The sequence below is a fragment of the Cellulomonas sp. zg-ZUI22 genome, assembly GCF_017353535.1.
Classification (GTDB): Bacteria; Actinomycetota; Actinomycetes; order Actinomycetales; family Cellulomonadaceae; genus Cellulomonas; species Cellulomonas wangleii.
On sequence record NZ_JAFMUZ010000002.1, the window covers coordinates 721,540 to 733,364 of the forward strand.

Consider the following 11,825-nt stretch of genomic DNA (forward strand, 5'->3'; position numbering starts at 1 on the left):
TCTAGGTGCCGCGCAGGGGTCCGTCCTGCGCCACCCGCCCGTCCCGCCGTGCGCGCCACCGGCGCCGCAGCACGACGAGCGCCCAGATCCCGAGGGCGAGGACCACCAGGACGAGCACGGGGAGGAACACGGCGAGCAGGCTCAGGCCGATCGCCGCGCCGTCCTCGACGGTCGAGACGACGGGTGCACCCAGGCCCCCCGTGCCGGCGTTGACGACGGGGCGGGCGGCGGCCTTGCCGGCGTGCACGAGGCCCGCGACGACGATGCCGGCGAGGACCGGCACCCAGGGGTTCTCCTGGACCCAGGACGACGCCTCGAGATCCTCCGCCGCGGACGTGGCGGCGAAGACGATTCCCCCGGTGGCCGGCCGGATGAACGTCTGGACGGCGTCGTTCACGGTGTCCACGGCGGGGACCTTGTCCAGCACGACGTCGGCGAGGAGCAGCACCGCTCCGACACCGATCGCCCAGCCGCTCTGCATCCACTCCAGGCCGGCCGGCAGCACGACGACGTCCGTGAACCGCGCGAGGAGCGCCACGAGCAGGAACGGGATGTAGGCGTTGAGTCCCGCCGCGGCCGACAGGCCGATCCCCGTGAGCGCGACCAGCATGTGCGGGAGACTACCCGGGGGGGGTCCGGTCCGCCGGGCCCCGTGCCGCGTCCGCAGCCGGATCGTTAGGATTCCTGGGAAAGGGGTCCCCTCATGCGCTTCCTCGACGGCCACACGGCCGCGTCCGACCTCACGTACGGCGACGTGTTCCTCGTCCCGTCCCGCTCCGAGGTCACCTCCCGCTTCGACGTCGACCTGGCCTCCAGCGACGGCACGGGGACGACGATCCCCGTGGTCGTCGCGAACATGACCGCGGTCGCCGGTCGTCGCATGGCCGAGACGGTCGCGCGTCGCGGGGGCATCGCGGTGCTCCCCCAGGACACACCCACCGACGTGGTCCGCAAGGTCGTCTCGTCGGTCAAGGAGCGGCACCCCGTCGTCGAGACGGCGACCGTGGTCGCCCGCGACGACACCGTCCACACCGCGCTGACGCTCATCGCCAAGCGCTCGCACGGTGCCGCCGTCGTCGTCGACGACGGCCGGCCGGTGGGGGTCGTCACCGAGGCGGACTGCCGGGACGTGGACATGTTCACCCAGGTCGACCAGGTGATGACGCCGGACCCCACGACCGTGGACCTGGCCGTCATCGAGCAGGGCGGCGCCCACGGCCTGGAGGACGCGTACGAGCAGCTGCACCGCTCGCGGCGCCGCTTCTCCCCCGTCGTGTCCGACGGCCGCCTGGTGGGTGTGCTGACGCGCGTCGGCGCGCTGCGGTCGTCGATCTACACGCCCGCGCTCGACGCGCACGGCCGGCTGCGGATCGCCGCCGCCGTCGGCATCAACGGCGACGTGAAGGCCAAGGCGTCCGACCTGCTCGACGCGGGCGTCGACGTGCTCGTGGTCGACACGGCGCACGGCCACCAGCGCAAGATGCTCGACGCGCTGGCCGCGGTGCGGTCGCTCGACCCGCAGGTCCCGGTCGTCGCGGGCAACGTGGTGACCGCGCAGGGCGTGCGGGACCTCGTGGAGGCGGGCGCCGACATCGTGAAGGTGGGCGTCGGACCGGGTGCCATGTGCACGACCCGCATGATGACCGCCGTGGGCCGTCCGCAGTTCTCGGCGGTGCTCGAGTGCGCGACCGAGGCACGCCGGCTGGGCCGGCACGTGTGGGCCGACGGGGGCGTGCGGCACCCGCGTGACGTCGCCCTCGCCCTGGCCGCGGGCGCCTCGCAGGTCATGGTCGGCTCGTGGTTCGCCGGGACGCACGAGTCGCCGGGCGACATGCGCACCGACAGCCAGGGGCGGCTGTACAAGGAGAGCTTCGGGATGGCGTCCGCCCGGGCCGTCGCGGCCCGCACGCAGGGCGGCTCGGCGTTCGAGCGGGCCCGCAAGGGGCTGTACGAGGAGGGCATCTCGCACTCCCGGATGTACCTCGACCCGCGTCGTCCGGGCGTCGAGGACCTGCTCGACCAGATCACGGCCGGCGTGCGCTCGGCGGCGACCTACGTCGGTGCGACGAACCTCGAGGAGCTCCACGAGCGGGCGGTCGTCGGCATCCAGTCCGCCGCGGGGTACGACGAGGGTCGCCCCCTGCCCGACGGCTGGTGAGCGGGATGCGCCCGGTCCTGGTGCTCACGCACGCGCCGCACGAGGGCCCCGGGGCGATCACCCGCGCGCTGGACGTGCCGTACACCGTGCGCACGGTGCTCGACGTCGCCGAGCCGCGGCTGCCCGCCCTGTCGGACGTCTCCGGGGTGGTCGTCATGGGCGGGGCGATGGACGCCGACGACGTCGCGGGACACCCGGGCCTGGCCGCCGAGCGCGGGCTGCTCGCAGCGGCGGTGGACGCGGACGTGCCCGTGCTCGGCGTCTGCCTGGGCCACCAGCTGCTGGCGCTCGCGCTGGGGGCGCGGCTGCACCGCCGCACGTCCCACGAGGTCGGCTTCGCGCCCGTGCGCGTCGTCGCCGACGACCCGGTCCTCGGCGGGCTCGGCCCCGTCGGTGCGGAGCCGACGGTGCTGCACTGGCACAGCGACGAGGTGGACCTCCCTGACGGGGCGACGCTCCTGGCGTCCACCGACGCCACGCAGGTGCAGGCGTTCCGGGCCGGCAGCGCGGTCGGCGTGCAGTTCCACCCCGAGCTCGACGTGGCCATGCTCGACCTCTGGCTGGCCACGCCGGACATGGTCGACGGCATGTCGGACGACGAGGTCGAGTCGCTGCGTGCCGACGGTGCCCGCCACCTGCCGACGCTGGTGCCCGCGGCGCAGCGCGTCTTCGCGGCCTTCGCCGAGCAGGTCCGGGCCCGCGGGTGAGCCCCACGGACGCGGCGGGTGCACGCGCCGACCTGCTGCGCGTGGCCCGTGACGGGATCTCCTGGCCGGGTGACCCCGCCCTGCTCGCCCGCAGCAGCGGCGCACGCCGCTCGGCCGTCCTCGTCCTGTTCGGCGTGCTGGACGACGCCCCGGCCCGGGTCGGCACGCAGCACGTGCCGGCCGACCTCGACGTCCTGCTGCACCGCCGGGCGGCGACCCTCTCGCACCACCCCGGCCAGGTCGCGTTCCCCGGCGGCGGCATCGACCCCGAGGACGACGGCCCCGTGGCGGCCGCGCTGCGCGAGGCGGTCGAGGAGACCGGCCTGGACCCGTCGGGCGTCGAGGTGCTCGGCACGCTGGCCGACGTCCCGCTGCCCGTCAGCGACAACCTCGTGACCCCGGTGCTGGCGTGGTGGGCCCGCCCGTCACGGGTCGTCGCGGTGGACCACCGCGAGGCCGTCGACGTCTTCCGGGCGCCGGTGGCCGACCTCGTGGACCCCGCACGCCGCGGCGTCGTCGTGCACCCCGCGGGTCGAGGGCGGGTGCGCACCCCCGCCTTCGAGCTCGACGGGGGTGTCGTCGTGTGGGGCTTCACGGCGCTCGTGCTGGCGGGCGTGCTCGACGCCGCGGGCTGGTCGGTCCCGTGGGACCGCTCGCGGACCGTCGTCCCCTGACGCCACGCCGACGCGGGCGCGTCGGGGCCCGACGCGGCCGCGTCACGACGTGCCGCGGTCGCGACGCTCAGCCGCGGCCGGTGAGCTCGACGGCCCGGAGCTGCGCCAGGACCGACAGCTCGGCGGCCTTGAACGTGTGCTCCTGGGTCATGGCGTTCTCGGTGCGGTTCAGGCAGTCGAGGACCAGCTCGCCGAAGTACGGGTAGCCGACCTGGCCCGTGAGGTGGAACGCGGTCTCCTCGTGACCGTTCGCGAGGTACAGGTGACCGCCGGTGGCCTGCGGGTCGCCGAGCTGCATGTACTTGCGCTGCTCGATGAACCCCTCGGTGCCCAGGATGATCGTGCGTCCGTCACCCCAGCCCTGCAGGCCGTCCGGCGTGAACCAGTCGCACCGGAAGTAGCCGGTGGCACCGTTGTCCAGGACCAGCATCGCGTCGCCGAAGTCGTCGAGGCCCGGGTGCTCGGGGTGGTGGTAGTTCGCGATCTGCGACCGGACGACCTCACCGTCCGACGCACCCGTGTAGTGCAGGATCTGCTCGATCTGGTGCGAGCCGATGTCGCACAGGATGCCGCCGTACCGCTCCTTGTCGAAGAACCAGTCCGGGCGTCCCCGGCCGAGGCGGTGCGGGCCCGTCCCGATGACCTGCAGGACGCGCCCGATCGCCCCCTGGGCGATCAGCTGCGACGCGAACACGGCCGTCTCCACGTGCAGCCGCTCCGAGTAGTACACCGCGTACGTGCGCCCCGTCCGGGCGACGGCGTCCTTCGCGGCGGCGAGCTGCTCGAGCGTGGTCAACGGCGCCTTGTCGGTGAAGTAGTCCTTGCCCGCCTCCATGACGCGGATGCCCAGGGCGCAGCGCTCGGAGGTGACGGCGGCGCCGGCGACGAGGTGGACGGCGGGGTCGTCGAGCACCTCGGCCTCGCTGCGCGCGATCCTGACGCCCGGGTGGCGGGCGGCGAAGGCCGCGACCTTGCGCGGGTCCGGGTCGTAGACCCAGGCCAGCTCGGCGCCGGCACCGATCAGGCCCTCGACCTGGCCGTAGATGTGCCCGTGGTCCAGGCCGATCGCGGCGATGGTGAACTCCCCCGGTCCCACGACGGGTGCCGGGACGGGGTCGGGGGCGTAGGTCGAGCCGTCGGTCCTGCTCATCGGGCGTGCTCCTCGGACGTCGGGGCCTGCGGTCCGCAGGCCGGGCTGAGGTCGCCGCGGCGCCGGCCGCACGACCGTGACGATGTCGGCTCAGGCGTGCGGGCCGGGCGAGCCGCCGAGGGAGATCACGCCCTCCTGCGACGCCACCGCACGGGTCTTCTCGTGGTACCGCGGGGCCCGTGCCAGCAGGGCCTCGCCGGTGTACCACGGCGACGCGGGATCGAGCGGCAGGTCCACGGGCCGGCGCTCGATCGCGGCCTGGTAGACGGCGGTGACCACCTCGACGGTACGGCGCCCGTCCTCGCCCGTGATCGCGGGCTCGCGGCCGGCGGTGAGAGCGGCCACCACGTCACCGACCTGGCCGGCGTGCCCCTCGTGGACGAGCGGCACGCGGTCGGCGGCGAGCCTCTCGATGCGGGCGACGAGCTCGGCGTTGCCGCCGCGTGCGGGGAAGCCGTTGGGCTGGGCGGACTCCGCCCGCACCGACCACGGCTGGGCGACGGCGGCGTCGCGGCCCTGGACCGCGAAGGCCTGCTCCTCGCCGTGGTGGACGACGGACGCCGTCAGCGTCGCGATCGTCCGCTCCCACTCGAGCAGCGCGACGGAGAGGTCCTCGACCTCGGAGTTGTCGTGCCAGGCGTTCGTCATGACGGCCGTGACGCGCTCGGGCCGCCCGAGCATCCACAGCAGGAGGTCGATGTGGTGGATCGCGTGGTTGAGCGTGGGGCCGCCACCCTCGGACTGCCAGGTGCCCCGCCAGTCCAGGTCGTAGTACGGCGTGCCCCGCCACCACGCGGAGTCGACACGGGCGTGCGACACCGGTCCGAGCAGTCCCGAGTCGACCGTCTCCTTCACCGCGGCCAGGTCGTTGCGGAACCGGTTCTGCGCGACCACGCTGAGCGTCCTGCCGGCCCGGCGCGCGGCCGCGAGCATCTCGTCGCAGGCGGCGACCGAGGGTGCCATCGGCTTCTCGACCATGACGTTCTTGCCCGAGAGCAGCAGGTCCACCGTGAGGGACCGGTGCGACGACGGCGGCGTGCAGACGCTCACCAGGTCGACGTCCTGGCGTGCCAGGAGCTCGTCGAAGGTGACGACGTCGGCGTCGAGGAGCCCGAAGGCGGCCTTCGCGTCGTGCGCCCGCGACGGCACGACGTCGTGCAGGGCGACGACGCGGCACTCCTCGGGGAACGTCGCGTACCCCGCGAGGTGCGCCGCCGCGATGCCGCCGGTCCCGACGACGCCGACGTTGAGCATGGTCCGGGCTCCTTGCTGCCGGTGTGCGTGCTGTCGACGCACACGAGGTCGCGTGACGCGTCGACCCAGGAGGTCGTCGGGCACGTGATACGTATCAGCGGTGATACGTATCACGGTAGGATGCGGGCCACGGGTGCACCCGTCAAGCCGTGACGCCGTCACGCCGTGCCGGGGCGGTCCCGGCCGGCCGGAGTCCACCCGCGGCGGAGGACCGACATGGACGCACCGCGCGCCACCAGCCGAGACGTCGCACGCCTCGCAGGCGTGGCGCAGTCGACCGTCTCCTACGTGCTCGCCGGCAAGGGGTCGATCTCCCCCGCGACGCGCGAGCGCGTCCGGCGGGCCGCCGAGCAGCTGGACTACCGGCCGAACCTCGCCGCCCGTGCGATGCGCACCCGCCGCACGGGACGCGTGGCGGCCGTCATGGGCCTGCCCGCCTACGACCCCGCCGCCATGCTCGCCGGCGCCTCGGCCGCGGCGCAGGCCGCCGGCTACGCGATGGACGTCCTGCACGTCGACGGCAGCGTCGAGACACGCAGCGAGCGCGTCCTCGAGCTCGCGCGGTCCGGCCTGTTCGACGGGGTCCTGTCCTTCACCCCGCTCCTGCCCGCCGTCGGCGAGCGCGCCCCGACCGACGTCCCCGTCGCGGTGTCCGAGACCTTCGACGACGACATGCACGCCGCCGGGGAGCTCGTCGACGCCTCACCGGTCGCGACGTTCGTCGAGCACCTGGCCGCACTCGGCCACACGCGCTTCCTCCACGTCGCGGGCCCGTCGCAGTACGCGTCCGCCGTGGCGCGGCGCGACGCGTACGTGACGACCGTCGAGCGCCTCGGCCTGACGTCGCTCGGCGTGGTCGAGGGCGACTGGTCCGGCCGGGCGGGTCTCGACGCGATCAGGTCGCTGCCCGACCACGCACCGCCGCTCGCCGTCATCGCGAGCAACGACCTCGTCGCCGTCGGCGTGATGCGCGGGGCCGCGGAGCGCGGGTGGTCCGTCCCCGGGGACGTCAGCGTCACCGGGTGGGACGACGCCCCCGTCGGCCCCTACCTGACGCCGTCGCTCACGACCGTCGACACCGACCGCGCCGAGGCCGGACGGCGCGCGATGCGGCAGCTCGTCGCCGCCCTGAACGGCGAGCCGGCGCCCCACGGGCTGCCCCCGCTCACCACCATCGTCTGGCGGGAGTCGACCGCCCCACCCTCGGACCGGACCGCGCGCCCGTGACGTAGCGTCGCCCCGTGCCGACGCCCCCGCTGCCCCGCCACCCGATGATCGAGGTCGACGTCGACGCGGAGCTCGCCCGTGCGCTGCTCGTGCAGCAGCACCCCGACCTCGCGCACCTGCCGCTGCACGGGCGGACGTTCGGCTGGGACAACCTCACCTGGCGACTGGGCGAGGACCTCGCGCTGCGGTTCCCCGTGCGGGAGACGTCCTCGACGCTCGTCGAGCGCGAGCAGCGGTGGCTGCCTGTCCTCGCCGCGCGGCTGCCGGTGCCCGTCCCCCGCCCGGTCCGCGACGGCCGCCCGGGGCACGGCTACCCGTGGGCGTGGAGCGTCGTGCCGTGGCTGCCCGGCACACCGGTGGCCGCGACGCCCGTCGCCGACCGCACCGGCTGGGCGACGGAGCTCGCCGACGCGCTGGCCGCGCTGCACCGGCCCGCGCCGCCCGACGCCCCCACCAACCCGTACCGCGGGGTGCCCCTGGCGCAGCGGCACGAGGTCATGGCGTCCCGCCTGACGGAGGCCGTCCCGCACGTCGCCGCCCTGCGCGACGCACTCGAGGCCGGCCTGGCCGCACCCGCGTGGGACCGGGACCCCGTGTGGGTCCACGGCGACCCGCACCCGGGCAACCTCGTGGCCGCGGGCGGCCACCTGACGGGCCTGATCGACTTCGGCGACCTGTGCTCCGGCGACCCCGCGAGCGACCTCGCCACCGCGTGGATGACGTTCGACGCGGCCGGGCGCGCGGCCTTCGTGGCGCGGACGCAGGAGGAGCACCGCTGGGACGCCGCGACGTGGGTCCGGGCGCGGGCCTGGGCGGTGTCGTACGTGCCGGTCCTGCTCGCGCACCCCGAGGAGTACCCGCTGATGGCCGCGGTCGGCTGTCACACCGCCGCGCAGGTCGCGGCGGCCTGAGCGCCGGCACCGGCCGGGCCACGCGTCACGGACGCCCGACGCGGTCGGCCGTCCGCAGGACCACGACACCCGCCAGCACCGCCACCAGCGCGGCGACGAGCACGGTCGTCATGTACGGCGCGGCCTCCGGAGGCACCGGGCAGCCCGCGGACGAGTCCTCCTCCTCGCACGAGGCCCACGGCTGCAGGAGGACGACGCCCACCAGCAGCACGCCCCACGCGACCAGCAGCCACCCGACCAGCGCGAGGCGCTGCGCCTCCCGCGCTCCTGCGTTCATGCCTGCCTCTTCGCGGCTGTCGCCGACGGGTCGTCGGCGCGGGGCGTGCACGGTAGCAGGCGCGCCACCGTCGGGTACTGCCCCCGACGCGCCCGAGGGGGCGCCCCGTCGTGCGGGACGCCCCCTCGGGGAGCTGCGACGAACGCGGGGTCAGGCGACCCCGGCCACCTGGCGCAGCACGTACTGCAGGATGCCGCCGTTGCGGTAGTAGTCCGCCTCGCCGGGCGTGTCGATGCGCACGACCGCGTCGAACTCCACGACCGAGCCGTCGGGCTTGGTGGCCGTGACCTTGACCGTGCGCGGCGTCGTGCCCTCGTTGAGCGCCGTGACGCCGGCGATGTCGAACGTCTCCGAGCCGTCCAGGCCCAGGGAGTCCGCGCTCTCGCCCTCGGGGAACTGCAGCGGCAGCACGCCCATCCCGATGAGGTTGGACCGGTGGATCCGCTCGAAGCTCTCGGTGATGACCGCGCGCACGCCCAGCAGGCGCGTGCCCTTGGCCGCCCAGTCGCGCGACGAGCCCGAGCCGTACTCCTTGCCGCCGAGGATCACGAGCGGCACACCGGCGGCCTGGTAGGCCTGGGAGGCGTCGTAGATCGTCGTCTGCTCGGTGCCGCCCTCGAGCCAGTTGACCGTGAACCCGCCCTCGACGCCCGGCACCAGCTGGTTGCGCAGCCGGATGTTGGCGAACGTGCCGCGGATCATGACCTCGTGGTTGCCGCGGCGCGAGCCGTAGGAGTTGAAGTCACGACGCTCCACGCCGTGCTCCGCGAGGTACTGACCCGCCGGGCTGTCCGCCTTGATGGAGCCGGCGGGGCTGATGTGGTCGGTGGTCACGGAGTCGCCGAGCTTGGCGAGCACGCGGGCACCCGAGATGTCCGTGACGGGCTCCGGCGTGGCGGCCATGCCCTCGAAGTACGGGGGCTTGCGGACGTAGGTCGAGTCGGCGTCCCAGTCGAAGACGTTGCCCTCGGGCGTCGGCAGCGCGCGCCACCGGTCGTCGCCCGCGAAGACGTCGGCGTAGTCGGACTCGAACATCTGGCGGTCGATCGACGCGTCGATCGTGGCCTGCACGTCCTCCGGCGACGGCCAGATGTCCCGCAGGAAGACCTGCTCGCCCGCCTCGGTGGTGCCCAGGGGCTCGTTCTCGAAGTCGAAGTCCATCGTCCCGGCCAGCGCGTACGCGATGACCAGCGGCGGCGACGCGAGGTAGTTCATCTTCACGTCGGGGTTGATGCGGCCCTCGAAGTTGCGGTTGCCGGAGAGCACCGACACGACCGACAGGTCGTGCTCGTTGACGGCCGCCGAGATCTCGTCGGCCAGCGGGCCGGAGTTGCCGATGCAGGTGGCGCAGCCGTAGCCGACCAGGTGGAAGCCCAGCTTCTCGAGCGCCGGCCACAGACCGGCCTTCTCGTAGTAGTTGGTGACGACCTGCGAGCCGGGCGCCATCGACGTCTTGACCCACGGCTTGGCCGAGAGGCCCTTCTCGACCGCGTTGCGGGCCAGCAGCGCCGCGGCGAGCATCACCGACGGGTTCGAGGTGTTCGTGCAGCTCGTGATCGAGGCGATGACGACGTGCCCGTGGTCGAGCTCGGTGGTCGTGCCGTCCGCCAGCGCGACGGGCACGCGCTTGTGCGGGCGGCGCGCGGCGTCGCCGTTCGGCACGTCGGCCGGCTTGTCGGAGTCGTCCTCGTGCTCGCCGGCCGCGATGGGGTCGGACGCGGGGAACGTCTCCGCGACGGACTCGTCGAGGCCCGAGAAGGGCGCGGCCTCGGCGTCGGAGACGTAGTCGACGATCGTCGTCGCGAACGACTCCTTGGCCGCCGAGAGCTCGATGCGGTCCTGCGGGCGCTTCGGCCCGGCGATCGACGGGACCACGCTCGACAGGTCCAGCTCGAGGTACTCGGAGAACACGGGCTCGACGTACCCGGCGGCGGCCGGGTCGTGCCACAGGCCCTGCTCCTTGGCGTACGCCTCGACGAGCGCGAGCTGCTCCTCGGAGCGCCCCGTCAGGCGCAGGTAGTCCATCGTCACGCCGTCGATCGGGAAGATCGCGGCGGTCGAGCCGAACTCGGGGCTCATGTTGCCGATCGTCGCGCGGTTGGCCAGCGGCACGGACGCGACGCCGTCGCCGTAGAACTCGACGAACTTGCCGACGACGCCGTGCTGGCGCAGCTGCTGCGTGATCGTCAGGACGACGTCGGTGGCGGTCACGCCGGACGGGATGGTCCCGGAGAGCTTGAAGCCGACGACCCGCGGGATGAGCATCGACACGGGCTGGCCGAGCATGGCCGCCTCGGCCTCGATGCCGCCGACGCCCCAGCCCAGCACGCCCAGGCCGTTGACCATCGTGGTGTGCGAGTCGGTGCCGACGCAGGTGTCGGGGTAGGCCTTGCCGTCACGGACCATGACGACCCGGGCCAGGTACTCGATGTTGACCTGGTGCACGATGCCGGTGCCCGGGGGGACGACCTTGAAGTCGTCGAAGGCCGTCTGGCCCCACCGCAGGAACTGGTAGCGCTCGAAGTTGCGCTCGTACTCGAGCTCGACGTTGCGGGCGAACGCGTCACGGCGCCCGGCGACGTCGATCTGGACCGAGTGGTCGATGACGAGCTCGGCGGGTGCGAGCGGGTTGATCCGCTCGGGGTCGCCACCGAGGTCGGCCACGGCCTCCCGCATCGTCGCGAGGTCGACCACGCAGGGCACACCCGTGAAGTCCTGCATGATGACGCGCGCCGGAGTGAACTGGATCTCGGTGTCGGGCTGCGCCTGCGGGTCCCAGCCCGCGAGCGCGCGCACGTGGTCCGCGGTGATGTTGGCACCGTCCTCGGTGCGCAGCAGGTTCTCCGCGAGGATCTTCAGGCTGTACGGCAGCCGCTCCACGCCGGGGACGGCCCCGAGCCGGTAGATCTCGTACGAGGCGTCACCGACCTCGAGAGTTCCCTTCGATCCGAAGCTGTCGACGCTGCTCACTGGCGCTCCTTCGCTGGCTGTGTCCGGGCTCTCACGTCCCGGCTCCCGGGCCCTGCCCCCGGCCAAGCCTAGGACGCGGGAGGGCGGGTGCCCGAGCAAGTATCTTGATGTCAAGATACATCGTACCGCGTCGGGGCGGTCCCCTGCACAGGTCGACACACCGGTCGACACACGGCTCGACACACCGGTCGGCACGCCACGAGGGGCGGCCCGTCCCCGGACCGCCCCTCGTCGGTGACGCGCGCCGTCAGCCCGCGTCGCCCTCGCGGCTCGCCCGCAGCGCCTCGGCGGCCTTGCGCTCGGCCTCCACGGCACGCTCGTGCGCCCGCGGGTCGTAGTCGGGGGTGCCCTGCTTGTGCAGCTCCTGGGTCGCGATGCGGCTCGCCTCCGCGAGCCGGCTGGCGGCGTCCTGCGACTCGGTCATGGTCCGCTCCTCATCGTCCGTCCGCGACGGGGTCCCGTCGGGGCCCGGCCCGCGGGCCCGCCACCACGCTAGG

Annotated in this window: 11 protein-coding genes; 5 read left to right on the forward strand and 6 right to left on the reverse strand. The window is 74.0% G+C overall.

The window, feature by feature from the left end:
• Window position 1: 1 nt before the first annotated feature.
• Window positions 2-610: a DUF4126 domain-containing protein gene (locus J1G43_RS11015; RefSeq protein WP_207371440.1), complete on the reverse strand. Its 609-nt coding sequence runs from the start codon at window positions 608-610 to the stop codon at window positions 2-4.
• A 93-nt stretch (window positions 611-703) separates the two neighbouring features.
• Here J1G43_RS11015 and J1G43_RS11020 point away from each other — a divergent pair, with 93 nt between their 5' ends.
• Genes J1G43_RS11020 through J1G43_RS11030 form a run of 3 tightly spaced genes read left to right on the forward strand, consistent with a single transcriptional unit; the run spans window position 704 to window position 3,539 of the window.
• Window positions 704-2,158 carry a GuaB1 family IMP dehydrogenase-related protein gene (locus tag J1G43_RS11020; RefSeq protein WP_207342065.1) on the forward strand — a complete coding sequence of 485 codons (1,455 nt, stop codon included), beginning with the start codon at window positions 704-706 and terminating at the stop codon, window positions 2,156-2,158.
• 5 nt (window positions 2,159-2,163) lie between these two features.
• Window positions 2,164-2,865: a type 1 glutamine amidotransferase gene (locus tag J1G43_RS11025; protein WP_207342066.1), complete on the forward strand. Its 702-nt coding sequence runs from the start codon at window positions 2,164-2,166 to the stop codon at window positions 2,863-2,865.
• Window positions 2,862-3,539, forward strand: coding sequence for a CoA pyrophosphatase (locus J1G43_RS11030; RefSeq protein WP_207342067.1), 678 nt, complete (start codon window positions 2,862-2,864; stop codon window positions 3,537-3,539). The genes J1G43_RS11025 and J1G43_RS11030 overlap by 4 nt, the downstream gene beginning before the upstream one ends.
• 67 nt (window positions 3,540-3,606) lie before the next feature.
• Here the strand turns inward: J1G43_RS11030 and J1G43_RS11035 are convergent, their stop codons facing one another.
• Both J1G43_RS11035 and J1G43_RS11040 read right to left on the reverse strand, forming a co-directional pair.
• Window positions 3,607-4,689 (reverse strand): Gfo/Idh/MocA family protein, encoded by a 1,083-nt coding sequence (locus tag J1G43_RS11035; RefSeq protein ID WP_207342068.1) that lies wholly within the window; start codon window positions 4,687-4,689, stop codon window positions 3,607-3,609.
• 90 nt (window positions 4,690-4,779) lie between these two features.
• Complete coding sequence (locus J1G43_RS11040) at window positions 4,780-5,943, reverse strand: Gfo/Idh/MocA family protein (RefSeq protein WP_207342069.1); 1,164 nt, start codon at window positions 5,941-5,943, stop codon at window positions 4,780-4,782.
• Window positions 5,944-6,159: 216 nt separating this feature from the next.
• Between J1G43_RS11040 and J1G43_RS11045 the strand changes: the two genes are divergently transcribed.
• On the forward strand, window positions 6,160-7,170 hold the full coding sequence (locus tag J1G43_RS11045; RefSeq protein WP_207342070.1) for a LacI family DNA-binding transcriptional regulator: 1,011 nt from the start codon (window positions 6,160-6,162) through the stop codon (window positions 7,168-7,170).
• Between the two features lie 14 nt (window positions 7,171-7,184).
• Window positions 7,185-8,081 carry an aminoglycoside phosphotransferase family protein gene (locus tag J1G43_RS11050; protein WP_307859551.1) on the forward strand — a complete coding sequence of 299 codons (897 nt, stop codon included), beginning with the start codon at window positions 7,185-7,187 and terminating at the stop codon, window positions 8,079-8,081.
• 25 nt (window positions 8,082-8,106) lie between these two features.
• On the opposite strand, the gene J1G43_RS11055 is transcribed toward J1G43_RS11050, so the two are convergent.
• The 3 genes from J1G43_RS11055 to J1G43_RS11065 form a co-directional block, all read right to left on the reverse strand.
• Window positions 8,107-8,358: a hypothetical protein gene (locus J1G43_RS11055; RefSeq protein ID WP_207342071.1), complete on the reverse strand. Its 252-nt coding sequence runs from the start codon at window positions 8,356-8,358 to the stop codon at window positions 8,107-8,109.
• A gap of 150 nt (window positions 8,359-8,508) precedes the next feature.
• Entirely contained in the window at window positions 8,509-11,328 is a 2,820-nt protein-coding gene (acnA, locus tag J1G43_RS11060; RefSeq protein WP_207378435.1) for an aconitate hydratase AcnA, read from the reverse strand.
• Between the two features lie 247 nt (window positions 11,329-11,575).
• Window positions 11,576-11,752, reverse strand: a complete 177-nt coding sequence (locus J1G43_RS11065; RefSeq protein WP_089798821.1) for a translation initiation factor 2 — start codon at window positions 11,750-11,752, stop codon at window positions 11,576-11,578.
• Window positions 11,753-11,825 lie beyond the last annotated feature (73 nt).

Coding starts and splice junctions, on each gene's coding strand:
- J1G43_RS11020 (WP_207342065.1), top strand. CDS start 704: ATGCGCTTCCTCGACGGCCACACGGCCGCGTCCGACCTCACGTACGGC.
- J1G43_RS11025 (WP_207342066.1), top strand. CDS start 2,164: ATGCGCCCGGTCCTGGTGCTCACGCACGCGCCGCACGAGGGCCCCGGG.
- J1G43_RS11035 (WP_207342068.1), bottom strand. CDS start 4,689: ATGAGCAGGACCGACGGCTCGACCTACGCCCCCGACCCCGTCCCGGCA.
- J1G43_RS11055 (WP_207342071.1), bottom strand. CDS start 8,358: ATGAACGCAGGAGCGCGGGAGGCGCAGCGCCTCGCGCTGGTCGGGTGG.
- J1G43_RS11065 (WP_089798821.1), bottom strand. CDS start 11,752: ATGACCGAGTCGCAGGACGCCGCCAGCCGGCTCGCGGAGGCGAGCCGC.
- J1G43_RS11015 (WP_207371440.1), bottom strand. CDS start 610: ATGCTGGTCGCGCTCACGGGGATCGGCCTGTCGGCCGCGGCGGGACTC.
- J1G43_RS11040 (WP_207342069.1), bottom strand. CDS start 5,943: ATGCTCAACGTCGGCGTCGTCGGGACCGGCGGCATCGCGGCGGCGCAC.
- J1G43_RS11045 (WP_207342070.1), top strand. CDS start 6,160: ATGGACGCACCGCGCGCCACCAGCCGAGACGTCGCACGCCTCGCAGGC.